The sequence below is a fragment of the Nocardia sp. NPDC051463 genome (assembly GCF_040681975.1).
Lineage (GTDB): Bacteria > Actinomycetota > Actinomycetes > Mycobacteriales > Mycobacteriaceae > Nocardia.
On the sequence record NZ_JBFBAB010000024.1, the window covers coordinates 91,090 to 114,089 of the forward strand.

The window sequence follows — 23,000 nt, forward strand, 5'->3', positions numbered from 1 at the left end:
GCGGCCCCCTTGGTCTCGCTTCCGAGTCGTCGAGACTTGCGCCTTCGGCGCGTGCGCTTCGACGGCTCGGAAGCGAGACGGGCCGCGAACTCTAATGCTCGGTCTCGCTGCGCTCGGAAAGTGTCATCGTGCCGAGTGGGCGTGTCCGTGGGGATCTTGCGACCTTGTTGCCTGCGGTTCGGGTGCTCGGACGCGAGATGCTCGCGAGCTTTAGCACCGGACCTCGCTGCACCCGCAAGTCATCATCATCGTGCCGAGCAGGCACGCCTATGGAAATCTCACGACCCGTTGCCTGTGCTTCGGATGCTCGGACGCGAGAGGGAGCCGCGTGGCCGGCGGTCGGAGGGATTCTCGACCGGCTCGGTTTGCTGAGCCTGTCCAGGAAAGCCGATGTGCGGATGGTAAGTGCGGGTCGACGACTATTTTCCGAGCGGCCGCTGCCTGGTAGCTCGACGGATTCGTATCTTGTCGGTGGGGTGCGGCATTATCTGCGCTATGACCGCACCGATGCTCGTTGCGCTGATGCTGGTGTTCGTCGCGGGGGTCGGCCTCGGGGGGCTGGGACATGCGGCGCGCGCAGGGCATCGGGCGACGGCGGCGGAGGCGAGATTGTCGGCGGCCGCCGATAACGAACGGTTACTACGGCAGTCTCTCACTGCGGCCAACGAGGATGCGGCGCGTAGGCATTCGCATGCCATCGGCGCCATGGTCGATCCATTGCGCCAAGCGGTCGGCGCGCTGAATCAGCACATCCAGCAGGTCGAGCATCAACGCATCAATGCCTATTCCAGCCTGCGCGAACAGGTTGCGGGCATGCAGCGCACCTCACACCAGCTCACCAGCCAGACCGGTCAGCTCGTCGCGGCGTTGCGCGCGCCGCAAGTACGCGGGCGGTGGGGCGAGATCCAGTTGGAGCGGGTCGTCGAGCTGGCAGGCATGAGCAGGCACTGCGATTTCGACACCCAGGTGACCAAGGCCACTCGTGGCGACGGGACGTCCGAACGAACCGCCATTGTCCGACCCGACCTGGTGGTCCACTTGGCGGGCAACCGGCAGATCGTCGTGGACGCCAAGGTGCCCTTCACCGCCTATCTCGACGCGACCATGGCCGACGATCCCGACGTGCGCGCCGAACTACTCGGCAGGCATGCCAAGCATCTGCGCTCCCACGTCGATCAGCTGGCCGACAAGGCATACTGGACGGCATTCGAACCGACACCGGAATTCGTCGTGTTGTTCGTGCCGGGTGACCCTTTCCTCGATGCCGCGTTGACCACGGATTCCGGGCTGCTGGAGTACGCATTCGGCCGCAACGTGATCCTCGCGACGCCGACGACATTGATCGCTTTGCTCCGCACAGTCGCGTTCAGCTGGCGACAAGAGGCCTTGTCACGAGACATGGCAACCGTTCAGCAACTAGGCAGGGAGCTGTACGCCCGGCTCGGCATGACCGGCAAGCATTTGGACCGGCTGGGTGCGCAACTCGGTAAGGCCGTCGACGCTTTCAACTACACCGTCGCATCCGTGGAGTCGCGGGTGATGGTCACCGCACGCAAATTGCACGACCTGGAAATAGCTGAACACGAGGTGCCAGCAATCCATCGAGTGGATTCCCTGCCACGTGCGGTGGGCTTCGCCGACGCCGACGATTAGCCCGGGCAATGGCCGTGCCGTAACGCCACCGGGCGTGACGGCAGTTAGTGTTCATGGCGTGGCTGCTTCCCAACGTGTGCAATCCCGGGTGCCCGCGCCGCATCGTTCGATCCTGCCGTCGGTCCCGGGCATCCCGGCCGGCGCAGCGGTCCTGATCGCGGTCGCCTGCACGTTTCTGGGGTTCCTTATCGATGCCAGCGGCGAAGGCGGCGAGCTGACCGGCACGTTTGCCACGCTGTATGTGGTCGGCTGCGTGATCGCGGCACTGGCCGTGCGCTACCGCGGACTGTTCACCACCATGGTGTTGCCGCCGCTGCTGCTGTTCGTTTCGGTGCCGCTGGCCTACCAACAGCTGACCGGGCGCGAATCGACCTCGATCAAGGACATCCTGCTCAATCTGGCGATCCCGTTGGTGAACAGGTTCCCAACGATGGCAATTGCCACGCTGCTCGTGCTGGCGATCGGTGCGGGCCGGATCCTGCTGCACCGGCGCGAAGCAACCTCCGGGCGCACCGATGAGGCCAGGCGTGGCACGAGCTGGGGCCGCAGCGCGGCGAAACGCTCACGGACCGGTACCTCCGCGGGCACCCTGGCCGAGTCCGCTCGCCGCCGGCTCGCGCGCGCCGAACTCGACGACCTCGATGACCTCGACGATGTCGACGATGTCGACGAGGATGAGGCATCGCCGCGAATTCGCAGGCGCGGGCCAGTAGCCGATACGCCACCGCGGCTGGCCGCGACCGCCGAGGAGCCCGGTGCCGATGACCGTCCCACCGCCAAATATCCCCGAGGCACCCGCGGCCCCGCCCGGCCCACTGCGGCGATGCCGCGCGCGGGAGCCGAGCCGAACCGCAGGTCGGGAGCTCGTGGGCGCGCCGAGCTACCGCCGCATCCGCAGCCTAATGTCCGCTACCGCGAACGTGATTCGAGCAGGAACGAACGGCGCAAGCCGGAGAACCTGTAGAGACGACCGTGCCCGAGCACCGATAACGGTCCCGGGCAACGGTGATCAGTGCGACAGTTCTCAGTTCCGAGTGGTGCGCAACTCCCGCGGCAACGCGAACACCAGCGTCTCGTTGGCGGTGGTGACCGGCTGCACATCGGCGAAGCCGTGCTCGGCCAGCATGTCCAACACACCGCGAACCAAAATTTCCGGCACCGAAGCGCCGGAAGTGATGCCGACGGTCCGGACACCCTCCAGCCACGCCGGATCCACCTCACGGGCGTAGTCGACCAGGTAGGAAGCCTTGGCGCCCGCGCCGAGGGCCACCTCGACCAGTCGGACCGAGTTCGATGAATTACGCGAGCCGACCACGATCACCAGATCGCACTCCGGCGCCATCGCCTTGACCGCGACCTGACGGTTCTGGGTGGCGTAGCAGATGTCGTCGCTCGGCGGATCCTGCAGCGCGGGAAACCGCTCACGCAGCCGCTTGACCGTCTCCATCGTCTCGTCGACGCTGAGCGTGGTCTGCGACAGCCAGATGACCTTGGACTCGTCGCGGACTGTGACGCGATCCACCGAATCGGGACCGTCCACCAGCTGCACATGGTCGGGGGCTTCCCCCGCGGTGCCCTCGACTTCCTCGTGGCCTTCGTGGCCGATCAGCAGGATGTCGTAGTCGTCGCGGGCGAAGCGCTTGGCTTCCTGATGCACCTTGGTCACCAACGGGCAGGTCGCATCGATGGTGTGCAGATTGCGGGCTGCCGCAGACTCGTGCACCGCGGGCGAGACACCGTGCGCGGAGAACACCACGACCGCACCCTCCGGCACCTCGTCGGTCTCGTCTACGAAGACAACGCCCTGCTCACGCAGTGTTTCCACCACGTGCCGGTTGTGCACGATCTCCTTGCGCACATAGATCGGCGCACCGTGCTTCTCTAGGCTCTTCTCCACCGTTTCCACCGCGCGGTCCACGCCGGCGCAGTACCCACGCGGCTCTGCGAGTAGCACCCGCTTTCCGCCGTCGGCATCGGCAGAGCCGGAACCGGCCGAGCGGGCGATTCCGAGGTTCAAGGATATGGCCGAAGACATGCCGTTCAGCTTACGTGCGCCGGAGGAATCGATCAGCGGCCGGTCACTGCCGCGACGGCACTGGTGCGGAACAATATGGGTGACGTCCGGACATCCGTCTGGGACGACTTGGCCGAAATGGCGGTGGATGACGATGCCGGACGGTGACACATGCGCGTCTGTTCTTTGCATAACCACCCGCTTCGGGCAGGCTAGGACCATGTTTCGACCACCATTCCTGGCCCGCGTCGCCGCCGGTGCGGCCGTTTATGCCATCGAAGAAACCCGTCGGCTACCCACGACGGCAATAAATCTCCCGATCACCGCGATCAGCCAGCTGTTGCAGACCACGATGCACATCCAACAGTTCGTGACCAGCCTCGCCCTCAAGGGCGACGCGGTCTTCGAACAGCTGACCAATAGCCCCGTGGAACAACCCGAGTGGGCCACGTTCGACGAGGACGCGGCACCCGAGCAAACCCCCGGCTCCGATACCCCCGCCACCGCACGGTCCAGCCGTTTCGACCTATACACCGCCGAGGAACCCACCGGATACCGGTCCAACGGCCACAACTCCGTCGTGCAGACCCTCTTCGAACCGGAAATCGCCGAGCAGCAAACCCCTGCCCCCGACACCGACCGGCCCGAGCCGGAGATCGACGAACCCGAAGTCGCCACCCGCTACGACTACGCCAACATGACCCTGGCCCAGCTACGCGCTCGCCTGCGCATGCTGACCATCGAGGATCTGAGCGCGCTGCTGGATTACGAGCAGCAGACTCGCGCCCGTGCGCCCTTCATCACCATGCTGACCAACCGGATCGCCACCGTGCGGGCCCAGTGACCGAACCCCCGATGTCTTCATCGACGGTTGGCCGGGTGCCCTCCGGCCAACCCGACCGTCCGGCCGATTCGGCCAAAGCGGCGGCTGCCAATTCCGCCGAGCACCCGTGGCCGGTGCGTTCGGTGGCCATCAAGGTCGCGCAATGGATCGATCGGCTCGGCAGCATCTGGGTCGAGGGCCAGATCACCCAAATCAATCTGCGCCCCGGCACCCGCACCGCGTTCCTGGTTTTGCGCGATCCGTCCGCCGACATGTCGTTGTCGGTGACCTGCGACCCCGACCTCATCCGCACATCGCCGGTCCCGCTGCAGGAAGGCAGCAGGGTGGTGGTCTACGGCAAGCTTTCGTTCTTCACCGGCCGGGGCACAGTGTCGTTGCGCGTCATCGAGATTCGCCCGGTCGGCATCGGTGAGCTGCTGGCCCGCATCGAACGCCTGAAGGCCCTGCTTGCCGCCGAAGGCCTGTTCGATCCCCGACTGAAGCGACCGATCCCCTTCCTGCCCGAGACCGTCGGACTCATCACCGGCCGGGCCAGTGCCGCCGAGCGCGATGTCCTCACTGTGGCCCGTAATCGTTGGCCCGCAGTGCATTTCGAGGTTCGCAATACCGCGGTGCAGGGCCCGACCGCGGTGCCGCAAATGCTGGAGGCGCTGGCCGAGCTCGACCGCGACCCCACCGTCGACGTGATCGTGCTCGCCCGCGGGGGCGGCAGCGTCGAGGATCTGCTGGCCTTCTCCGACGAGGCGCTGTGTCGCGCAATCGTCGCCGCGACCACTCCGATCGTCAGCGCGATCGGCCACGAACCCGACAACCCGCTCAGTGATCTGGTCGCCGACCTGCGCGCGGCCACCCCCACCGATGCCGCCAAGCGCATCGTGCCCGACGCCGCCGCCGAACTGGCCGGTGTACGCGATATGCGAGCCCGCTCGGCCGCCGCGCTGCGCGGCTGGGTCGACCGCGAAACCAGGGCGCTGGGCCAGCTGCGTTCCCGGCCGGTGCTCGCCGATCCACTGCGCGAACTCCTCGAACGCCGCCACGAAGAAGTCGAACGACTGCGCACCGCCACCAGACGCACCGCCGAACACCTGATCCGCGCCGAAACCACGGCGACGCGCCATCTGCGCGAGCAGTTGACCGCGGTGGGCCCGGCGGCGACGCTGGCCCGTGGCTACGCTGTCGTGCAGCGTGTGAACGGCAAGGAGCGGCATGTGGTGCGCTACATCGACGACGCGCCCGCGGGCAGTCAGCTGCGTATCCGCGTCGCCGACGGCGCCGTGACCGCCGCCGCGCTCGGCACCCAGCAACTCGGCACCCGAACAGTGGGCGCCGAGCCAACTGAAAATACCGAAGCAGGGAGGACATGACCGTGGCCGACTCCGGCAAGGACGCCGACACCGAGCTGGCCGAGATCGCCACCTTCGGCTATGAACGCGCCCGCGACGAACTGGTCAACGTCGTGAAAATGCTCGAGCAGGGCGGTATGGACCTCGACGATTCACTCGCGCTGTGGGAGCGCGGCGAGGCACTCGCCAACCGCTGCGAAGAACATCTCGCCGGCGCGCGCACGCGCGTCGAGAACGCATTGGCCCGATCCGAGACAGGGTCCGACTGAGCCCGAGGAGCGGTAATGACGATTCGTCGCGCCACCCCCGACATCCGCACCGACGACATGGAGAGCAGCCGCGAGTTCTACAAGCTGCTCGGCTTCGAAGAGGCCATGGACCTCGGCTGGGTGGTGACGATGGCCTCGCCCACCAACCCGACCGCCCAGGTCCTGCTCGTCGGCCCGGAAGCCGAACAGCCGCAACCCGATATGAGCGTCGAGGTCGATGATGTCGACGCCGTCCACGCCGACATGGTCGCCGCGGGCGCCGACATCGTGTACGCACTGCGTGACGAACCCTGGGGCGTGCGCCGCTTTTTCGTCCGCGACCCGAGCGGCACCATCGTCAACGTGGTGAACCACCGCTGACAAGCGGTCTCCGTTCGCCCCGTGCTTTCCCCATCGTCCGGTCTACGCACCGGCCAGCGCGACCGGCGCGCGGTTCGAGTGCTTCACACCCGCCCCACACGCCGGTCCATGCGATCAGTCCGCCGCGATAACGCGGAAGCGAGCCATATCGTCTGTCGTAGCCCAGTGCTGGAATCCGGCCTTCTCCAGCACACGAATCGAGGCCGGGTTCGACAACTCCACATTCGCGTACACGGTGCGCACTTCCGTTGTGGTCAGCGCGAATTCGGTGAGGGCGCGGGTCGACTCGGTCGCATACCCGCGCCCCTGCCGCGAGCCGACGACCCCGTATCCGATCTCCAGCGCACCGTCCACCGGCGGCCAGAACAGGCCGAGCGAGCCGACGACGAGGCCGGTTTCGCGTTCGATGATCTGGCGATGGCCGTACTCGGTCAACCAGTCGGGATGCTCCGCGACGAGGGAGACGATGACACGGTCGCCGTCGGCGGGAAAGTCCTCGGCCCAGTGGGCGAGTCGGTGGCCATCCAGTGCGGCGGCCACCTCGTGGGCGGTCCACGATCGCAGCACGAGGCGATCAGTGATCAAGTCGGAATCGGCGGTCGAGAAACGGCGAAACATGAGGACACTCCTGACTATCGGAAGAGTCCGGCCGGCAGGCGAATTCGAGATTCAGCGGCGAGCAGACCGGATGTGGGCATGCGAAAGACGGCTACCGACAGCCATATTCATCAACCTCCGCCCGACCTGGTCCTCGCGCATCTCGCGCCACGGCAACCGTAGCGCAGCAACCTGCGCAACACCTGCTGCCACCCCGCATCGGCCATCGATGCCCGGGTAGCGACCACACTCGCTTCGCGGCAACCTGGCCACTCCGGCAACTCCAGTGGAGGACGCCTCAGCAGGCTCAGCACCCTTGCGCCTCGGCGACCCAGCACCCCGCGCCCCAGCACCTGCGCGCTGAGCACCCCCACGCACCAGCACTCAGCGCCTCGACCCCAGACCCCGCGCATGAGCGACCCCGCACCCCGCACCTGAGCGGCTCGGCACTTCGGCCACCCAGCGCTTCAGTGGCTCAGCGCTTCAGTGGCTCAGCGGCGGCGACGGCGGCAGCCAGTATCCGGAAGGCGGCCTCGTTGCCCGCGCCGGTGACGAGCACACGCGACCGACCGAGATCGGCGATCCACGCCGTCTCTTCGCCGGGCTCGGTGTAGACGATCCACTTCTGGTCGCCGACCTGTTCGGCGCCGCCGGCGTAGCGCGAGCCCAGTACGAAACGCGACAGCGATTCCTCGGTCGCACTGCTCTGGCTCAGGCGCATGTAGGTGCCCTGCGGGGTGAGGTAGCCGACCGTGCTGACCGGGCCGCCGCCGTTGCTCGTGATGGTGTCGCGGCTGCCGGAGTTCGGCGTCCAACCCGCGGGCAGGCTCGGATTCCGAATCGGGAAGGGCAGGGTGCGGGCGTCGGCGGTGAGCGCGGCGGTGACGTCGAAGTGCGGGATCTGCCCCTGCGTCGGGCCCTTGGCCGCGAAGCTGCATTGGCTTGCCAACCCGGCGAAAACCACGGCGATCAGCACCAACGGGAGCAGTGACCAGAGCAGATCCCGGTAGTCGTTGAGAATGCGTGGCTTTTGGTACGACACGCTCCCAGTATCCACGCACCATCCGGCGGGCTCGACCACAGGTGGCCCGAGCCGGTACGGGTGTACCTGATCGGGAACGTCCACGCTTCTGAGACAATCACTCCTAGCAACGACCGTAGGAGGCACACCGTAATGACGGCATCTTCGCCCGCACCCAGCCGCCGCGAGGCGCCGGACCGCAACCTCGCGCTCGAACTGGTCCGGGTCACCGAGGCCGGTGCGATGGCCGCGGGTCGCTGGGTCGGCCGTGGTGACAAGGAGGGTGGCGACGGCGCGGCCGTCGACGCCATGCGGCAGCTGGTCAGCTCGGTTTCCATGCGCGGCGTCGTGGTCATCGGCGAAGGCGAGAAGGACGAAGCGCCGATGCTGTACAACGGTGAGCTGGTCGGCGACGGCACCGGTCCCGAGGTGGACTTCGCGGTCGACCCGGTCGACGGCACCACGCTGATGTCGAAGGGCTCGCCCGGCGCCATTGCCGTGCTCGCGGTCGCCGATCGCGGCGCGATGTTCGATCCGTCCGCGGTGTTCTACATGCGCAAGATCGCGGTCGGCCCCGATGCCGCCCACGTGATCGATATCTCTGCGCCGATCGGCGAGAACATCCGCAGGGTCGCGAAGGCCAAGGGTCTGCTCAAGTCCGACCTGACCGTGTGCATCCTGGACCGGCCTCGGCACGCCGAGCTGATCCAGGAGGTCCGCGACGCGGGCGCCCGTATCCGGCTGATTTCCGACGGTGACGTCGCCGGCGCCATTGCCGCCGCGCGCCCCGATTCCGGAACCGACATCCTGGTCGGCATCGGCGGCACCCCCGAGGGCATCATCGCGGCCGCCGCCATGCGCTGTATGGGCGGTGAGCTGCAGGGCATGTTGGCGCCCACCGACGACACCGAGCGGCAGAAGGCTCTCGACGCCGGACACGATCTGGACCGGGTGCTGACCACCGAGGATCTGGTGGCCGGCGACAACGTCTTCTTCTGCGCGACCGGTGTCACCGACGGTGACCTGCTGCGCGGCGTCCGCTACTACGGCGGCGGCGCATCCACCCAGTCGATCGTCATGCGCTCCAAGTCGGGCACCGTCCGCATGATCGACGCGTACCACCGCCTCACCAAGCTGCGCGAGTACTCCTCGGTCGACTTCATCGGCGACGAGGACGCAATCCCCCCGCTGCCCTGACGCGGGGGCAATCCAGACGCAGAAGAGACGCGCAGGGCTTGCCTGCGCGTCTCTTTCTTATTCCGGCGGGCACTGTGCGAATGCGCTCAGGCGTGGCAGCCCCACAGCGGTCGTCTCGGGCATAGGGTCGAATTCATGACGACCGAGGAGACGCAGTACCGCATCGAACACGACACCATGGGCGAGGTCCGGGTACCCGTGCACGCGTTGTGGCGGGCGCAGACTCAACGGGCCGTGGAGAACTTTCCGATCAGCGGACGTGGCCTGGAGCGTGCGCAGATTCGCGCGCTCGGCCTGCTGAAGGCCGCGTGTGCCAAGGTGAACCGCGATCTGGGTCTGCTGGACCCCACCAAGGCCGACGCGATCATCGCCGCGGCCGAGGAGATCGCCGAGGGCAAGCACGACGACCAATTCCCGATCGATGTCTTCCAGACCGGTTCCGGCACCAGCTCGAATATGAACGCCAATGAGGTGATCGCCTCGATCGCCAAGGCCAACGGCGTCATTGTGCATCCGAACGACGACGTGAACATGTCCCAGTCGTCCAACGACACCTTCCCCACCGCAACGCATCTGGCCGCTACCGAGGGCGCCATCAAGGATCTGATTCCGGCGCTGGATCACTTGCGGCTCGCGCTGCTGGACAAGTCGACCGAATGGCGCACGGTGGTGAAGTCCGGGCGCACCCATCTGATGGACGCGGTGCCGGTCACCCTCGGCCAGGAATTCGGCGGTTATACCCGCCAGGTCGCCGCGGGCATCGAGCGCATCATGGCGGTGCTGCCACGCTTGGGCGAGCTGCCCATCGGCGGCACGGCGGTCGGCACCGGTCTCAATGCACCGGATGGCTTCGGCACGAAAGTTGTTGCAGAACTGGTGCGCTCGACCGACCTCGATGCACTGTCGGAGGCCGAGGATCACTTCGAGGCGCAGGCCGCGCGCGATGGCCTGGTCGAGGCTTCCGGCGCGCTGCGCACCGTCGCGGTCAGTCTCACCAAGATCGCCAACGACATCCGCTGGATGGGTTCGGGCCCGCTCACCGGCCTCGGCGAACTGCAGCTGCCCGATCTGCAGCCCGGCAGCTCGATCATGCCGGGCAAGGTGAATCCGGTACTGCCCGAGGCGGTCACGCAGGTCGCCGCGCAGGTGATCGGCAACGATGCGACGGTCGCGTTCGCCGGCGCGAGCGGTGCGTTCGAACTGAACGTCTACATCCCGGTGATGGCACGCAATCTGCTGGAGTCGATCCGCTTGCTCGCCAATGTCTCCCGATTGTTCGCCGACAAATGCATCCGTGGCCTGGTCGCGAACGAGGATCACCTGCGCACCCTGGCCGAATCATCCCCGTCCATCGTGACGCCGCTGAATTCGGCGATCGGCTACGAAGAGGCTGCGGCCGTCGCGAAAGAGGCACTGAAACAGCGCAAAACGATTCGGCAGACGGTCATCGACCGTGGTCTGATCGACGAAAAGCTGACAGAGCACGAACTCGATCGCCGACTCGACGTGTTGTCGATGGCGAAGGTGAAGGACGGAAAGCAAGCGTCCACCGACGACTAGCCTCGAGCGCCCTAGAAAACCGGCCGGTGCACGGATCCGTGCACCGGCCGGTGGCCCTTCATCGCGCTACCCGCGACAGCCCGAGTCAGGCAAGCGACTCGGCGCGCAGATGCGCGAGCTCGGCGCGGGCCTGTTCGCCCTCTGCACCGAGATCGGTCCGTTCGAACACGTTCCACCGAGCCAGCAGCGGAGCGAAGACCAGCTCGCCCTCCGCGGCCAAGTCGTAGATGCCCGCTTCGGCCAGCAGGTCGTCGCTGCTACGTCCGTCGGGCAGTATCACCGTCGGCACGTGGAAGCTCGCCACACTGTCTGCGACGGCACGCATGGTCTGGTCCGGCGCGATCTCGAAGGCCGCGGCGACCAAGTTGGCGAAGAGGATCGACTGCAGCTCGTCGTCGACCGCGATGCGCTCGGCGATGGCGGTGACCATCTTGTTCTCGCCGAGGGCCGCGGTGTTGCGATGCCGAATCGCGGCGGCCGATTCCTCGAACGCGCAGGCGGCCAGCACGTCGAGCAGGTGCAGTGCGGGGCGACGGAAGCCCTTGGTCATGTGGTCCATCCGCAACCGCTCCAACTCGATCGGATCGACCGAGCGGGTGACCATGAGGTAGTTGCGGATCATGATCTCGTGGCGGTTTTCCTCGGCCGTCCACCGGCCGACCCAGCGCCACCACGAGCCGGTGCGCAGGTATTTGCCGACCTCACGGTGATACGAGGGCAGGTTGTCGGCGACCAGCACGCTGACGGTCAACGCCAACTTGGCGGTCTCGCTGAGCTCGGATTGCTCCGGCTCCCAATCGATGCCGCCGAGGAAGCCGAAGTTCCGGCCGTCGTCCCACGGCACGTAATCGTGCGGCTGCCAGCCGTCCGCGGCTTCGATGTGACGACGCAGATTCAGTTCCACCTCGTCCGCAAGCGCTTGCAGAAGCTCGCGGTCGGTCAAGAGATTTTGCACTCACACAACCTAGCTGCTGGGCCCGCGGTGCGGGCATCTACAGATGAGAAACAAGGGATGGAGACTGGCGTCCGGAACGTGCGGGGCACGGCACCGGACGCCGCAGCCGATCAGGCCTTGGGCGTGACTGTAGTCTTGCCGTCCGCCCACGTGATGGTGCCCCCGCTGAAATCGCTCTCCTTGCCGCCGCCCGCGATGTCCTTCTCGTCGCTGGTCGGGTAGCCGAGCTTGCCGTTGGCGCCGCCGTTGTCTTCCCACGCCTTGCGAATCTCGCCCCACACGATGTGTGAGCCGGTGTCCTTGCTCCAGTAGATGGTGCCGCCGGTGAAGTCCTGGTACTTGCCGTCGTTGGACGCGGTCTCCAGTGCCTCCAGTGGGGCACCGAGCGGACCGGTCGGACCGCCTGTCGCGGTGTACTTTTCGAGGATCTCGCCGGAAATGGTGATCTCGCCGTTCTGCGTAGCGATCTTGGTTTCCTCCGCGGCGCCCGCGGTGTGCTCCTCCATGTGCCCCATGGCCATCGAGGTGGTTGTCATCGCAGCATGGGTCGAGTCTTTGTCGTCATCCTTGCTACAGCCCGCGGCAAGCAGCAATGCGCCCGTCGCAAGCACCGCGGTGAGTCCAGCCGTTCGTCGAGCGAAGTGGTGCATTTCCATCCTCTCGAAAGTGGCTACCGACGACACCGCGGATGCGGTGACGTCGGCCGTAGCCTAGGCCGCTGTCCGGCAATGACCCGGCGAACCGATGACCGACTCGCCGGGCCGTTGCTGAACACGTATCGCGGCGGATACTACCCATTCGATTGTGAAATGAAACACACCCTGAATAGTTGCTGGCTACACCAGCACCGCACGGGTTTACCGGGCTATGCGCTCGGGCCGTACTCCTCCAGCATCTCGGTCACCAGCGCGGCGATCGGCGACCGCTCGCTACGAGTGAGGGTGATGTGCGCGAAAAGCGGGTGCCCCTTGAGCTTTTCGATCACCGCGGCGACACCGTCGTGCCTGCCGACGCGCAGGTTGTCGCGCTGTGCCACATCGTGGGTGAGCACCACCCGTGATCCCGTGCCCAGTCGGCTGAGCACGGTGAGCAGCACATTGCGTTCCAGCGATTGCGCCTCGTCCACGATCACGAACGAATCGTGCAGCGAACGACCACGAATGTGGGTGAGCGGCAATACCTCCAGCATGTCGCGGCTGAGCACCTCCTCCAACACCTCGCGACTGGCCAACCCGTCGAGAGTGTCGAAGACGGCCTGCGCCCACGGGCCCATCTTCTCGCTCTCGGAGCCGGGCAGGTAGCCGAGGTCTTGTCCGCCCACGGCGTACAGCGGCCGGAACACCACCACCTTGCGCTGGGTGCGGCGCTCGAGCACCGCCTCCAAACCCGCGGTGAGCGCGAGCGCCGACTTGCCGGTGCCCGCTCGGCCACCGAGCGAGACGATGCCGATGCTCTCGTCGAGCAGCAGATCGAGCGCGATGCGCTGCTCGGCCGAGCGGCCGTGCAATCCGAATGCCTCGCGCTCTCGCACCAACTGCACCCGCTTGTCGGGAGTGACCCGACCGAGCGCGCTGGAGCTGGAGCCGAGCACCCGAATTCCGGTATGGCACGGCAGTTCCTTGGCATCGTCCAGATCGATCACACTCTCGGAGTAGAGCTGATCGATCTGAGCGGAGTTGACATCGAGCTCGACCATCCCGGACCAGCCGGAGGTGACCACGTCCTGGGCGTGGTACTCATCGGCCTGCAATCCCACCGCACTCGCTTTGACGCGCAACGGAATGTCTTTGGACACCAGTACCACGGCGCGGCCTTCCGCCGCGAGATTGAGGGCACAGGCCAGAATGCGGGAATCATTGGTGTCGGTGCGGAACCCGACCGGAAGTACCGCTGGGTCGGTGTGGTTCAGTTCCACCTGCAGCGTTCCACCCTCGGTGCCGATCGGCACCTGCTGATCCAGCCTGCCGTGCTGCAGGCGTAGATCGTCCAGGTTGCGCAGGGCTTCCCGCGCGAACCAGCCCAGTTCGTGATGGTGTCGTTTGCCTTCGAGCTCGCTGATGACAACCAGTGGTAGGACGACATCGTGCTCGCCGAACCTGGTGAAAGCCCAGGGATCCGATAGCAATACCGAAGTGTCGATCACGAAGGTCCTGGCACCGGAACTGTGGGAATGCGTGGGGCGGGCCCCCTTGATGTCCGTAGCGACAGCGGCGGAATCCTTATTTTTCGCGGAGCGGGAATGCGCCGAGGGAGCGGGAACGGAGCGTGCAGCAGTCACGGTGGGCTCCTTTGTGTCCGCGCGGCACCCGCACAGACGATCTCGCTGGACCGGTCCGTCCTGATGGGATCCGACGTGAGTCAGATGCCACGAGGGCCGGGTGCCGGCCCCCTCGTACTGAATAGCTCAGTCACGGTCAGGACCTCCCGTGCGAGTCACACCGACGCGACCCGCACCACCGACGCTACCGCCGACCGACCATTCCTCGCTCCGGGACTGGTAGGCGTGTCCGTGAATTTGTCGTTAACCCGAGCTCACGGGAACATTCGGCGCGCAAGGGTTAGAGTCGCAGACATGGCCGGTTACGAGGATCTGGAGAAGCTGTCGTCCAAGGAGTTGCACGACAGGGCGGTGAAACTGGCGGTACGCCACGGCGACGTGAAGTACCTGTGGCGATTGCTCACCTCGATCCCCGCCGCCGAGGCCGCGGCGGGCAACCTCGGCCAGAGCGAGGCCGACATCAAGTACGTCGTCCCGATGATCGATGACTACGTCCATGCGGGCGACGGCGAGGTCGCCGAGGTGCTGCGCCCGTTCTACCTGGAGTACCTCGTCGAGCACTCCTGAGTTCCGGCCCGAGTTCCGGCTCAGTCGCGCGGGAACACCGCGCGCCACAGCCCGACGGCGGTGCCGCGCAGGAAGTTCTCCCAGCTGAAGTGGTCGTCCCACAGGATGATCCGGCCCTCACGCAATTCGAAGGTGCCCGCCACCCAGAACGCCACGCGCACTGGACCGAACCGCAGGATGTCGGTGCGGTCGGTCAGCACCACGTTGTCGTCCTCGGCCGCGATGTGATGCATCTCGACGGCGAAGCCGAACTGGTCGCGGTGCAGACCGCGCAGGATGCGCCGGGCCAGACCGGCACCGACGTCGGGCAACGTGGAGTTCTTCCAGACGAGGTCGGGGTGCAGAAGCTCCAGCGCCTCCTCCACCGCGCCCATTTCCAGCGCCGCGAAGAACTCGCGCACCGTGATGATCGCGTCTTCTGTCAATTCGGTCTGTTCGGACATGTTTCGACTGTATGCCGCGCGGGTCGACTCCGGGCGGATCAGCGCCGGTCCGCGATGAAGACGGCGAGTCCATCCAGAATGCGGTCGATGCCGAAGTTCAGCGCGTTGTCGCGGGCCGCCTCCGGACCCGAGGCCCCGACGACCGCCTGTTCGGCGAAGGCCGCGACCACCTCGGGGTAACGATCGCCCATGGTCGCGAGGACATCCCCGAGCTCGCGGATCATTTGTTGTTCCAGTCCCTCCTTGCCCGTCGTCATCGATTGCTGCGCGAGGCTACGGACGTGACCGTTCAGCAGCACCATGGTGTCGAGGCGTTCGGCTCCGGCCAGACCGGTACCCGCCAATACCTCCAGCGCGGCCTCCATCCACAACATCTCGTTGGGCCCGAAGGGACGCACGCCGACGGAGAGTTCGAGCGACCACGGATGCGCGTTGTACTTCTCGAAGATCGTCTCCGCCCACCGGCGCAGGCCGATACGCCAGCGCTCATCGACCGAATCCGCTTGGATCGCGGCCATATCCGGCGGCGTACCGAGGGCCGCGTCGAGCATCAACGCGGTGAGCTCGGCCTTGCCCGGCACGTAGCGATACAGCGACATCTTGGTGTAGCCGAGGCGCTCGGCGAGACGCTGCATGGACAGGTTCGCCAGACCTTCGGCATCGGCAAGATCGATCGCCTCGGCGACGATCCCACTCAGTGACAGCGAGGGCTTGGGCCCACGCTTTGGTCGCTGCTGGGTTCCCCACAGCAGCTCGACAGCGGTAGGTGACGGCATCACCACATCCTTCCCGAGATACGGCTTGACTTGTAACTGTGTCTACCATACTCTCATTCGTGTCCGACGGAAACAGATTTCATGGGACACAAACAAAGGGAGTCATCATGCGAAACAAGACCGTCCTCATCTCCGGCGCCAGCGTTGCCGGTCCCGCCCTCGCCTACTGGCTGAACCGCTACGGATTCGCCGTCACCGTGGTCGAGCGGGCGCCTGCGCTGCGGACCGGCGGTCAGGCCGTCGACTTCAAGGGCGAGACACACCGCTTCGTCCTCGATCGGATGGGGATCTGGGACGATATCCAGCAGCAGCGCACCGGCACGACCGACACGGTGTTCATCGACGACGCGGGCAATGAACTCGCTGTCATGTCCGGCGACTTCACCGGCGGCGATGTGGAGATCCTGCGCGGGGACCTCGCCGCGATCATGTACAAGAAGACCGTCGAGGACTGCGAATACCTTTTCGGCGACTCGATCAGCGCACTCACCGACACGGCCGACGGCGTGTTCGTCGAGTTCGAACACGGCCCTGCGCGCACCTTCGACCTGGTGTTCGGCGCCGACGGAATCCATTCGCGGGTGCGGAAATTGACCTTCGGACCGGAAAAGGACTTCGTCAAGCACCTGGGCCACTATTACTGCGTCGCGGGTGCGAGCCCGTGGAGCGTCGACGCCGAGGGGCCGCGCGACCGCGCGACCGCCTATGCGCACAATGTGCCGGGCCGACTGGCAGTCAGTGGCGGCTCGAAAGCCCAGCAGCTCTACATGTTCGCCGCCGCGGAACTCGACTACGACCGCACCTGCACCGCAGACCAGCGGCGAGTCATCAAGCAGACCTATGCCGACGTCGACGGGGAGGTGCCGCGCATGCTCACCGAGATCGACGAGTTCGAGGACGTCTTCCTCGATTCGATCAGCAAGGTGAACATGAAGAAGGTCGGTTACACCAAGGGACGGGTCGCACTGGTCGGCGACTCGGCCTACGGAAACACTCTGGGCGGCTTCGGTACCGGACTCGCGGTCGTCGGCGCCTACGTCATCGCCGGTGAACTCGCCGTCAACGACGATCACACCACCGCCTTCGCCAACTACAGCGAGATCATGCGGCGCTACACCAAGCTCGCGGGCAACAGCAATGCGGGTGCGTTCCTCGCGCCGAAGACCGCGCGCGGCATCAAGATGCGCAACTGGTTCCTGAACTCGCGGATGTTCACGCTCATGATGAAGTACACCGACAGCGCGGCGAAATTCGATCTGCGGGACTACTCGACGCTGGTCAACCAGTCCGTTGCGCACTGAACCGGTCCGACGGTGCGAATCCGCCGCGGCGTGGCCGGCACCGGGGGGCAGAGGTGTGTTCGATGGAACCGGGGCAGGGTCGGGTGCGTCTATATGGTCAAGACGGCACTGACGGAAGGGCGGAGGGCCGGTCATGAGACCAACCGACGGCCGCGCGATCACCAATCCCGAGAACGCGCAGAACTTTTCGCACGCGGAGATCAAAAAGGCTTCGGTTCACATGAACCCGGCCGGCCTCGACGGCGCCCTCGCAGCCTGGTCGGCCATCGCGGCGGCGGTGACCAAGGCAGGGGAACAGTTCGAGGCGGCCATTCAGCAAGCGGTGGAACAGGATTGGGAGGGGGCTGCCGCGGACGGTGCCGTGCGCAGCATCCGGCAGTTCACGGCGCGGATGAGCGAGTTGGGGCAGGCGCTGGATCAGCAGTCCCAGCCGCTCTCGGTGGCGGCAGACGCGGCGGCACGGTTCAAGGCGGCGGTGCCCGACGTGATCGAAAATTCCGGAACCACAACCGATCCCGCGGCACGGAACACCGCCGAAGAGCAGGCCCGCGACGATATGGACACGCTGTACATCCAACCGTATGGAAATACCGCCCCGGACATTCCGACGCTGCCACCGCCGGTGCGACCCGTCGGTGTGAATCCGGGCGGCATGGACACCGACGCTCGACCCGGCAGTCCGAACGGCGCCGGATCGGGCGAACCCTTCGCGCAGAGCGGGACCGAGCACGACAACCCGACCGGCCACGACGAGCCCGGCGGGCCGGACAAACCGGCAGCTGAAAACCCACCCACAGATCACGGCACACCGGGGCAGCAGGACACACCAGCAGAGCAGGACACACCAGCAGGGCAGGACACATCGGAGCAGCAAGGGAAGCCGGAAGAAGGAACTCCACGGCGAGTCTCGCCCGCATCGAGCCCACAGAACGGCGCGCCCACCATTCCAACAGGCACCACACCAACCTCGACGAGACCAGCCATGCCCTCGACGCTCAGCCCTGCGTCGTATCCGGCAACGGTCCCGACCACCTACATCCCGGTTGCGCTCGACAGCATCCCGGGTGGCCCGACGACACCGAGTTCGCCCACCGCGGCACCGGTCTACAGCAGCGAACCTCGACAAGGCGCGTCGGTCCCCGGCCAGCCGACGCCGGGAACACCGGGAACACAGCCTGTCTCCGGCCCCGCCGGCCGCCCGGGCGCGACACTCGGAGCGGGCTATTCGAACATGGTTCCGCCGCGTACTCGGGCACGAGGGACCGACGACGAACACGATTCGCCCGGCTACCTGCGTTCGGAGGAGCACGCGGCGGAACTTCTCGGGCCGGTCGAGCGAACCGTCCCGCCGGTGCTCGGGGCCGAGTAGTGGCGCAATGGTCACTCACGGCCGAACAGTTCGCGGCCGCGTGGTTCGGAACCGGTATGGACCGTTTGCCTTTTCCGTTCCGGTTCACCAGCCGCTTCCTCGGCCGCAACGAGTATCAGGCGTATCAGCAGCAGTTCCGCGCGGAACTGGCGCACGAGGACCACATCCACCTCCGGCGCGCGCTCGGTGTGCTCGCCCGACCCGATTGGCGCATCGAACTTTTCGGCATCGACAATGCCCGAGACTCGGCGGAGATTCGGGCCATCGGGTGCGCGACCCGCGGCGGTCCCGGCGTCATCGGCGTGCAGGCGCCGGGCCTCGACGGTGGCACGGTGCGCTTGCGCCGCTGCCGGGTCGACCAGCTCGCGACCGAGCTGGTTCGGCTACTGCCGGACCCGCCTGCGGGTACCGCGGCCGAAAAGAGCTACCTGCTGGACGATCTCAACGACAACCGGCCCGACCCGTTCGCCAATGCGCCCTCGCGCGGGGTCAAGGAACGCTACCAGCGCTTCTGGCGTCAGCCCTACGACACCAGAGGCTCCGCCGTTGTGTTGCTCGGCCCACGCAACGGCACACCGATCCGGACGGGCAAGCTGCGCTGGATCGATACGGAGGCAGGCCGCTACTGCGAGATTCCCGCCAATCGCGCTCTCATGATTCGGCCGACAACCAGCGCGGAGATCACCCGCTACCTGGACGAGGCCATCATTCGCGGCAAAGCGCGGCTCGACAGTTAGGGGCCAACGACGCTCTGCGCGTCCCGGCGTCCGTGCGTTTGCCAGGGACTATCCCGCCCGCCTCCCGACTCGGCGGCCGGTGGACCGGGACAGGCCGCGACAGCTCCTGCGCGGTGCCGCGGCCACGGTGGCGTCGCTGTTGTGCCTGGCCGCCGCCGCTGCCGCGCTGTGGATCACCCCTCGCGATTCGGCAGCGCCCGCGGTGGGTGGTTCGCCGGGTCCTCGACCCGCCTCGCCGGCACAGTTCCCGCCCGGTCCCGAATCCGCGCGGGCACTGCTGAACAGCCTGACCGTGGCACGTAACGAACACGGGGAGAGCTACGCCCGCAACGCATTCGGTCCTGGTTGGGCAGGCCACGGCGGCGAACCGACGCAGTCGGACGGGTGCACCGCACGGGATGCGGTGCTGCGCCGCGACCTGCACGAGGTGCGGATGGCCGACCGCAATCGGTGCCAGGTGTTATCCGGCAGGTTGGACGACCCCTACACCGGTACACCATTGCCCTACGACCGCTTCACAGCCTCCGACCTCGAGATCGACCATGTCGTCCCACTCGGTAACGCGTGGCGTTCGGGTGCATGGGATTGGCCGGCGGATCGGCGCGAGCGCCTCGCCAATGACATCGACAACCTGGTCGCGGTGCACAAACAGGCCAATCGAGACAAGGGCAGCAAGAGTCCGGACCGGTGGCGGCCGTCTCGCCACGAGTATCGGTGCGAGTACGCCAGACGATGGGTCGGCGTGAAGGCCCGCTACGGCCTGCACGTCACCCCGCCCGAACGCGATGCCCTCGGCGAGATGCTCGACAGCTGCCCGGCGCAGTGAGTCGACGGGACATCGCCGACGGGCTATGCCGACCCCGCTGCACCACCCCGCCGAATGAAAAACGTCTCCGCACACCTGGAAATGGTGTGCGGAGACGTTGGTCGGAGCGGGTCGGCTCAGCCGAGCAGGTTCCAGTCCTCCAGGCCCTGGTACAGCGGGAGGTCGCGGGCGAGCTTGACGACGCGGGCGCGCAGCGATTCCGTGTCGGAGCCGCCGGCGAGCGCGGTGGCGATAATGTCGGCGACCTCGGTGAACTCGGCGTCGCCGAAGCCACGGGTGGCCAGGGCGGCGGTGCCGATGCGCAGACCGGAGGTGACCATCGGCGGGCGCGGATCGAACGGAACAGCGTTGCGGTTCACCGTAATTCCGATTTCGTGCAGCAGATCCTCGCCCTGCTGGCCGTCGAGTTCGGAGTTGCGCAGGTCGACGAGCACCAAGTGCACGTCGGTGCCGCCGGTGAGGACGCTGACGCCCTTGTCCTTGACGTCGGCGCCGCCGAGGCGCTCGGCGAGGATCTTCGCGCCCGACAGGGTGCGCTCTTGGCGCTCCTTGAACTCGGCGCCGCCCGCGATCTTGAAGGCCACGGCCTTCGCGGCGATCACGTGCATGAGCGGACCGCCCTGCTGGCCGGGGAACACCGCACTGTTGAGCTTCTTCGCGTACTCCTGCTTGGCCAGGATCAGGCCCGACCGCGGACCACCAAGGGTCTTGTGCACGGTGGAGGACACCACGTCGGCGTAGGGCACGGGTGAGGGGTGCAGACCCGCGGCGACCAGACCGGCGAAGTGCGCCATGTCCACCCACAGGTAAGCCCCGACCTCGTCGGCGATCTCACGGAAGGCGGCAAAATCCTGGTGGCGCGGGTAGGCCGACCAGCCTGCCACGATCACCTTCGGGCGCGCGGCGAGCGCGGTCTTGCGCAGCTCGTCCATATCGATGCGGTGGTCTTCCTTGCTGACCCCGTAGGAGTGCACCTCGTAGAGCTTGCCGGAGAAGTTCAGCCGCATGCCGTGGGTGAGGTGTCCGCCGTGCGCGAGGTCGAGGCCGAGCAGCTTGTCGCCCGGATCCATCAGCGCCATCAGCACCGCCGCGTTCGCCTGCGCGCCGGAATGCGGCTGCACATTGGCGAATTCGGCGCCGAAGAGCTCCTTGGCGCGGTCGCGGGCGAGGGTCTCGACCACATCGACGTGCTCGCAGCCACCGTAGTAGCGACGGCCCGGGTAGCCCTCGGCGTACTTGTTGGTGAGCACGCTGCCCTGTGCCTGCAGCACGGCGCGCGGCACGAAGTTCTCGGAGGCGATCATCTCGAGGGTGTCGCGTTCGCGGGCGAGTTCGCCTGCCATCGCGGCAGCAAGCTCCGGATCGAGCTCACCGAGAGACTGGGTATTGACAGAGGCGGTCGTCTGCGTCACCGCATCAGTCTATTGGCCCCCGCATACGCCCACCGCCAGGGGGTTCGCTCAGACCGAAACAGCCCCGAGCGGCACACCGCCGTGCGTCCGTCTCGACATTCGCAGCGCCCACCCCGTCGTATGCGACGGCCATCCCGCAGCAGCGCACCGACCCGAGGCTACCGCCAGGTGTCACTCGCCGAGCCGTGTCCGGCCACAGGCGAGTCAGGCCGGAGTTGTCGCGGATAGGAGGGCCACGAGATGTTCCTGTGCATCGTCGAGGGGCGCGGTGGATTTGCGGGCGCGGGATTGGACGATCGCGCCTTCGATCGCACTGACGACGAAGCTCGCCAGAGAGGCGGCTCGGGCCGGCGGGATGCCGGCGCCGGTGAAGGCGGTGGCGAGGTGGTCGGCCCAGTCGCCGAGCGCCGCACCTGCGGCGGCTTGCACGCGGGGCTCGGATTCGGCGAGCGCGGCGCCGACGATGGGGCAGCCCGCGGTGAACGCGCTCTGTTCGAGGACCTGCTTCCACCAGCCGACCAGGGCGGCGAGCCACTGCTCGGGCGGACCCGCGGCGGTGACCTTATCGATGACGGAGGTCATTCGGTCACCGGCGATCTTGGTCGCGGTCTCGACCAGTTCACTCTTTCCCGAGGGAAAGTGCTGGTACAGCGAGTTGCGTGAGGCATTGCTGCGGTCGAGCAGCGCGGCGAGCCCGGCGGCGTGCACGCCCTGTTCGCGGACCAGTTCGATGGCGCTTTCGATCAGCCGGGCGCGCGGGCCTGCGGTCATCGGTGGCCTCCTCACAGTTGCGTGAACCGATCGGTCCATGCTCCAATTATGACAGATATGGACCGATCGGTTCACCGAAAGGACGGAACCCATGAGTTCGGAAACCACACCCGCGCCGGAGATCGATTTCGCCGAGCTGTCGGGGCTGGAGCTGCTGCGAACGGCGATGACGATGGAGGGCAGGCCGCGGTTCATCGGCGATCTGCTCGGTATGGAGATCGATCTGCTCGAACACGGCAAGGTGGTCTTCGGCCTCGAGACCCGAACGGATTTCGCCAACCCGCTCGGCACCACGCACGGCGGCATCTGCGCAACGCTGCTGGATTCGGTGATGGGCTGCGCGGTGCACACCACGCTGGACCCCGGGGTCGGCTACACGACGCTCGAATTGAAGGTCAACTACATCCGCTCGGTCCCGACCGATGGCAGACGACTCACCGCGACCGGCACCACCATCCACGTCGGCCGCACCACCGCCACCGCCGAGGGCCGCGTCGTCGACGACAAGGGCCGCCTCGTCGCACATGCCACCACCACCTGCGTCATCTTCCGCTGACCCCACCCGCCCGACGCCACGAGCGGCACGAGCGGAGTGAAATGGCGGCCCCCATCCCGGCGGATTCACGTGGTCGATGCAACAGGGGCAGTGTTGGACAGTACCTGGTCGAGGATGTAGGTCGGTGTTCGGAAGCCGTGGCGTTTGCGGG

The 23,000-nt window shown here is 66.6% G+C and carries 24 protein-coding genes; 14 read left to right on the forward strand and 10 right to left on the reverse strand.

What is annotated here, in order from left to right; translation table 11 throughout:
* The first annotated feature begins 495 nt into the window (after window positions 1–495).
* Together AB0M74_RS26495 and AB0M74_RS26500 are read left to right on the forward strand one after the other, a co-directional pair.
* Window positions 496–1,653: a DNA recombination protein RmuC gene (locus AB0M74_RS26495; RefSeq protein WP_366528996.1), complete on the forward strand. Its 1,158-nt coding sequence runs from the start codon at window positions 496–498 to the stop codon at window positions 1,651–1,653.
* Between the two features lie 58 nt (window positions 1,654–1,711).
* A complete protein-coding gene (locus AB0M74_RS26500) occupies window positions 1,712–2,617 on the forward strand; it encodes a DUF6542 domain-containing protein (protein ID WP_366528997.1) in 906 nt (301 codons plus the stop codon).
* Window positions 2,618–2,677: 60 nt separating this feature from the next.
* Here the strand turns inward: AB0M74_RS26500 and AB0M74_RS26505 are convergent, their stop codons facing one another.
* Complete coding sequence (locus tag AB0M74_RS26505; RefSeq protein ID WP_366528998.1) at window positions 2,678–3,688, reverse strand: 4-hydroxy-3-methylbut-2-enyl diphosphate reductase; 1,011 nt, start codon at window positions 3,686–3,688, stop codon at window positions 2,678–2,680.
* 199 nt (window positions 3,689–3,887) lie between these two features.
* Between AB0M74_RS26505 and AB0M74_RS26510 the strand changes: the two genes are divergently transcribed.
* From AB0M74_RS26510 to AB0M74_RS26525, 4 genes are read left to right on the forward strand one after another with little or no spacing between them, the layout of a single operon-like run.
* Complete coding sequence (locus AB0M74_RS26510) at window positions 3,888–4,511, forward strand: lipid droplet-associated protein (protein ID WP_366528999.1); 624 nt, start codon at window positions 3,888–3,890, stop codon at window positions 4,509–4,511.
* A gap of 11 nt (window positions 4,512–4,522) precedes the next feature.
* Window positions 4,523–5,875 carry an exodeoxyribonuclease VII large subunit gene (xseA, locus tag AB0M74_RS26515; RefSeq protein WP_366529000.1) on the forward strand — a complete coding sequence of 451 codons (1,353 nt, stop codon included), beginning with the start codon at window positions 4,523–4,525 and terminating at the stop codon, window positions 5,873–5,875.
* On the forward strand, window positions 5,872–6,123 hold the full coding sequence (locus tag AB0M74_RS26520; protein WP_366529001.1) for an exodeoxyribonuclease VII small subunit: 252 nt from the start codon (window positions 5,872–5,874) through the stop codon (window positions 6,121–6,123). Before xseA ends, AB0M74_RS26520 begins: the two co-directional genes overlap by 4 nt.
* Before the next feature lie 15 nt (window positions 6,124–6,138).
* Window positions 6,139–6,483 (forward strand): VOC family protein, encoded by a 345-nt coding sequence (locus AB0M74_RS26525; RefSeq protein WP_366529002.1) that lies wholly within the window; start codon window positions 6,139–6,141, stop codon window positions 6,481–6,483.
* 114 nt (window positions 6,484–6,597) lie between these two features.
* Here AB0M74_RS26525 and AB0M74_RS26530 read toward each other — a convergent pair whose 3' ends face one another.
* Both AB0M74_RS26530 and AB0M74_RS26535 read right to left on the reverse strand, forming a co-directional pair.
* Window positions 6,598–7,101 (reverse strand): GNAT family N-acetyltransferase, encoded by a 504-nt coding sequence (locus AB0M74_RS26530; protein WP_366529003.1) that lies wholly within the window; start codon window positions 7,099–7,101, stop codon window positions 6,598–6,600.
* Between the two features lie 454 nt (window positions 7,102–7,555).
* Window positions 7,556–8,122, reverse strand: a complete 567-nt coding sequence (locus tag AB0M74_RS26535) for a DUF4245 domain-containing protein (protein WP_366529004.1) — start codon at window positions 8,120–8,122, stop codon at window positions 7,556–7,558.
* 132 nt (window positions 8,123–8,254) lie between these two features.
* On the opposite strand from AB0M74_RS26535, the gene glpX reads away from it, so the two are divergent.
* On the forward strand, window positions 8,255–9,298 hold the full coding sequence (gene glpX / locus AB0M74_RS26540) for a class II fructose-bisphosphatase (RefSeq protein ID WP_366529005.1): 1,044 nt from the start codon (window positions 8,255–8,257) through the stop codon (window positions 9,296–9,298).
* 135 nt (window positions 9,299–9,433) lie between these two features.
* Window positions 9,434–10,858, forward strand: coding sequence for a class II fumarate hydratase (locus AB0M74_RS26545; RefSeq protein ID WP_366529006.1), 1,425 nt, complete (start codon window positions 9,434–9,436; stop codon window positions 10,856–10,858).
* Window positions 10,859–10,943: 85 nt separating this feature from the next.
* Here AB0M74_RS26545 and AB0M74_RS26550 read toward each other — a convergent pair whose 3' ends face one another.
* The 3 genes from AB0M74_RS26550 to AB0M74_RS26560 form a co-directional block, all read right to left on the reverse strand.
* Complete coding sequence (locus tag AB0M74_RS26550; RefSeq protein ID WP_366529007.1) at window positions 10,944–11,813, reverse strand: acyl-ACP desaturase; 870 nt, start codon at window positions 11,811–11,813, stop codon at window positions 10,944–10,946.
* A 110-nt stretch (window positions 11,814–11,923) separates the two neighbouring features.
* Window positions 11,924–12,469, reverse strand: a complete 546-nt coding sequence (locus AB0M74_RS26555) for an esterase (RefSeq protein WP_366529008.1) — start codon at window positions 12,467–12,469, stop codon at window positions 11,924–11,926.
* Between the two features lie 209 nt (window positions 12,470–12,678).
* A complete protein-coding gene (locus tag AB0M74_RS26560) occupies window positions 12,679–14,007 on the reverse strand; it encodes a PhoH family protein (RefSeq protein WP_366529028.1) in 1,329 nt (442 codons plus the stop codon).
* A 378-nt stretch (window positions 14,008–14,385) separates the two neighbouring features.
* Between AB0M74_RS26560 and AB0M74_RS26565 the strand changes: the two genes are divergently transcribed.
* Window positions 14,386–14,658, forward strand: a complete 273-nt coding sequence (locus tag AB0M74_RS26565; protein ID WP_366529009.1) for a hypothetical protein — start codon at window positions 14,386–14,388, stop codon at window positions 14,656–14,658.
* A 20-nt stretch (window positions 14,659–14,678) separates the two neighbouring features.
* Here the strand turns inward: AB0M74_RS26565 and AB0M74_RS26570 are convergent, their stop codons facing one another.
* Window positions 14,679–15,101, reverse strand: a complete 423-nt coding sequence (locus AB0M74_RS26570; protein ID WP_366529010.1) for a limonene-1,2-epoxide hydrolase family protein — start codon at window positions 15,099–15,101, stop codon at window positions 14,679–14,681.
* A gap of 38 nt (window positions 15,102–15,139) precedes the next feature.
* A complete protein-coding gene (locus tag AB0M74_RS26575; RefSeq protein ID WP_366529011.1) occupies window positions 15,140–15,877 on the reverse strand; it encodes a TetR/AcrR family transcriptional regulator in 738 nt (245 codons plus the stop codon).
* 107 nt (window positions 15,878–15,984) lie between these two features.
* On the opposite strand from AB0M74_RS26575, the gene AB0M74_RS26580 reads away from it, so the two are divergent.
* The 4 genes from AB0M74_RS26580 (at window position 15,985) to AB0M74_RS26595 (ending at window position 20,110) form a co-directional block, all read left to right on the forward strand.
* Window positions 15,985–17,178 (forward strand): FAD-dependent monooxygenase, encoded by a 1,194-nt coding sequence (locus AB0M74_RS26580; RefSeq protein WP_366529012.1) that lies wholly within the window; start codon window positions 15,985–15,987, stop codon window positions 17,176–17,178.
* Between the two features lie 133 nt (window positions 17,179–17,311).
* The gene (locus tag AB0M74_RS26585) at window positions 17,312–18,547 is read left to right on the forward strand and encodes a hypothetical protein (RefSeq protein ID WP_366529013.1); all 1,236 of its coding nucleotides are present in this window, start codon (window positions 17,312–17,314) and stop codon (window positions 18,545–18,547) included.
* Window positions 18,547–19,284, forward strand: coding sequence for an ESX secretion-associated protein EspG (locus tag AB0M74_RS26590; RefSeq protein ID WP_366529014.1), 738 nt, complete (start codon window positions 18,547–18,549; stop codon window positions 19,282–19,284). Before AB0M74_RS26585 ends, AB0M74_RS26590 begins: the two co-directional genes overlap by 1 nt.
* A gap of 79 nt (window positions 19,285–19,363) precedes the next feature.
* Window positions 19,364–20,110, forward strand: a complete 747-nt coding sequence (locus AB0M74_RS26595) for an HNH endonuclease family protein (RefSeq protein ID WP_366529015.1) — start codon at window positions 19,364–19,366, stop codon at window positions 20,108–20,110.
* 116 nt (window positions 20,111–20,226) lie between these two features.
* Here AB0M74_RS26595 and glyA read toward each other — a convergent pair whose 3' ends face one another.
* Both glyA and AB0M74_RS26605 read right to left on the reverse strand, forming a co-directional pair.
* Window positions 20,227–21,522, reverse strand: a complete 1,296-nt coding sequence (gene glyA, locus AB0M74_RS26600) for a serine hydroxymethyltransferase (protein ID WP_366529016.1) — start codon at window positions 21,520–21,522, stop codon at window positions 20,227–20,229.
* Between the two features lie 204 nt (window positions 21,523–21,726).
* Window positions 21,727–22,293 (reverse strand): TetR/AcrR family transcriptional regulator, encoded by a 567-nt coding sequence (locus AB0M74_RS26605; protein ID WP_366529017.1) that lies wholly within the window; start codon window positions 22,291–22,293, stop codon window positions 21,727–21,729.
* 91 nt (window positions 22,294–22,384) lie between these two features.
* Here AB0M74_RS26605 and AB0M74_RS26610 point away from each other — a divergent pair, with 91 nt between their 5' ends.
* Window positions 22,385–22,849 carry a PaaI family thioesterase gene (locus AB0M74_RS26610; protein WP_366529018.1) on the forward strand — a complete coding sequence of 155 codons (465 nt, stop codon included), beginning with the start codon at window positions 22,385–22,387 and terminating at the stop codon, window positions 22,847–22,849.
* The last annotated feature ends 151 nt before the right edge of the window (window positions 22,850–23,000 follow it).

What these genes read in the sequence shown, in the direction of transcription:
- AB0M74_RS26555 (WP_366529008.1), bottom strand. Translation starts at nt 12,469, where the DNA reads ATGGAAATGCACCACTTCGCTCGACGAACGGCTGGACTCACCGCGGTG.
- AB0M74_RS26525 (WP_366529002.1), top strand. Translation starts at nt 6,139, where the DNA reads ATGACGATTCGTCGCGCCACCCCCGACATCCGCACCGACGACATGGAG.
- glpX (WP_366529005.1), top strand. Translation starts at nt 8,255, where the DNA reads ATGACGGCATCTTCGCCCGCACCCAGCCGCCGCGAGGCGCCGGACCGC.
- AB0M74_RS26580 (WP_366529012.1), top strand. Translation starts at nt 15,985, where the DNA reads ATGCGAAACAAGACCGTCCTCATCTCCGGCGCCAGCGTTGCCGGTCCC.
- AB0M74_RS26520 (WP_366529001.1), top strand. Translation starts at nt 5,872, where the DNA reads ATGACCGTGGCCGACTCCGGCAAGGACGCCGACACCGAGCTGGCCGAG.
- AB0M74_RS26610 (WP_366529018.1), top strand. Translation starts at nt 22,385, where the DNA reads ATGAGTTCGGAAACCACACCCGCGCCGGAGATCGATTTCGCCGAGCTG.
- xseA (WP_366529000.1), top strand. Translation starts at nt 4,523, where the DNA reads ATGTCTTCATCGACGGTTGGCCGGGTGCCCTCCGGCCAACCCGACCGT.
- AB0M74_RS26495 (WP_366528996.1), top strand. Translation starts at nt 496, where the DNA reads ATGACCGCACCGATGCTCGTTGCGCTGATGCTGGTGTTCGTCGCGGGG.
- AB0M74_RS26585 (WP_366529013.1), top strand. Translation starts at nt 17,312, where the DNA reads ATGAGACCAACCGACGGCCGCGCGATCACCAATCCCGAGAACGCGCAG.
- AB0M74_RS26575 (WP_366529011.1), bottom strand. Translation starts at nt 15,877, where the DNA reads ATGCCGTCACCTACCGCTGTCGAGCTGCTGTGGGGAACCCAGCAGCGA.
- AB0M74_RS26510 (WP_366528999.1), top strand. Translation starts at nt 3,888, where the DNA reads ATGTTTCGACCACCATTCCTGGCCCGCGTCGCCGCCGGTGCGGCCGTT.
- AB0M74_RS26530 (WP_366529003.1), bottom strand. Translation starts at nt 7,101, where the DNA reads ATGTTTCGCCGTTTCTCGACCGCCGATTCCGACTTGATCACTGATCGC.
- AB0M74_RS26565 (WP_366529009.1), top strand. Translation starts at nt 14,386, where the DNA reads ATGGCCGGTTACGAGGATCTGGAGAAGCTGTCGTCCAAGGAGTTGCAC.
- AB0M74_RS26570 (WP_366529010.1), bottom strand. Translation starts at nt 15,101, where the DNA reads ATGTCCGAACAGACCGAATTGACAGAAGACGCGATCATCACGGTGCGC.
- AB0M74_RS26605 (WP_366529017.1), bottom strand. Translation starts at nt 22,293, where the DNA reads ATGACCGCAGGCCCGCGCGCCCGGCTGATCGAAAGCGCCATCGAACTG.
- AB0M74_RS26545 (WP_366529006.1), top strand. Translation starts at nt 9,434, where the DNA reads ATGACGACCGAGGAGACGCAGTACCGCATCGAACACGACACCATGGGC.
- AB0M74_RS26505 (WP_366528998.1), bottom strand. Translation starts at nt 3,688, where the DNA reads ATGTCTTCGGCCATATCCTTGAACCTCGGAATCGCCCGCTCGGCCGGT.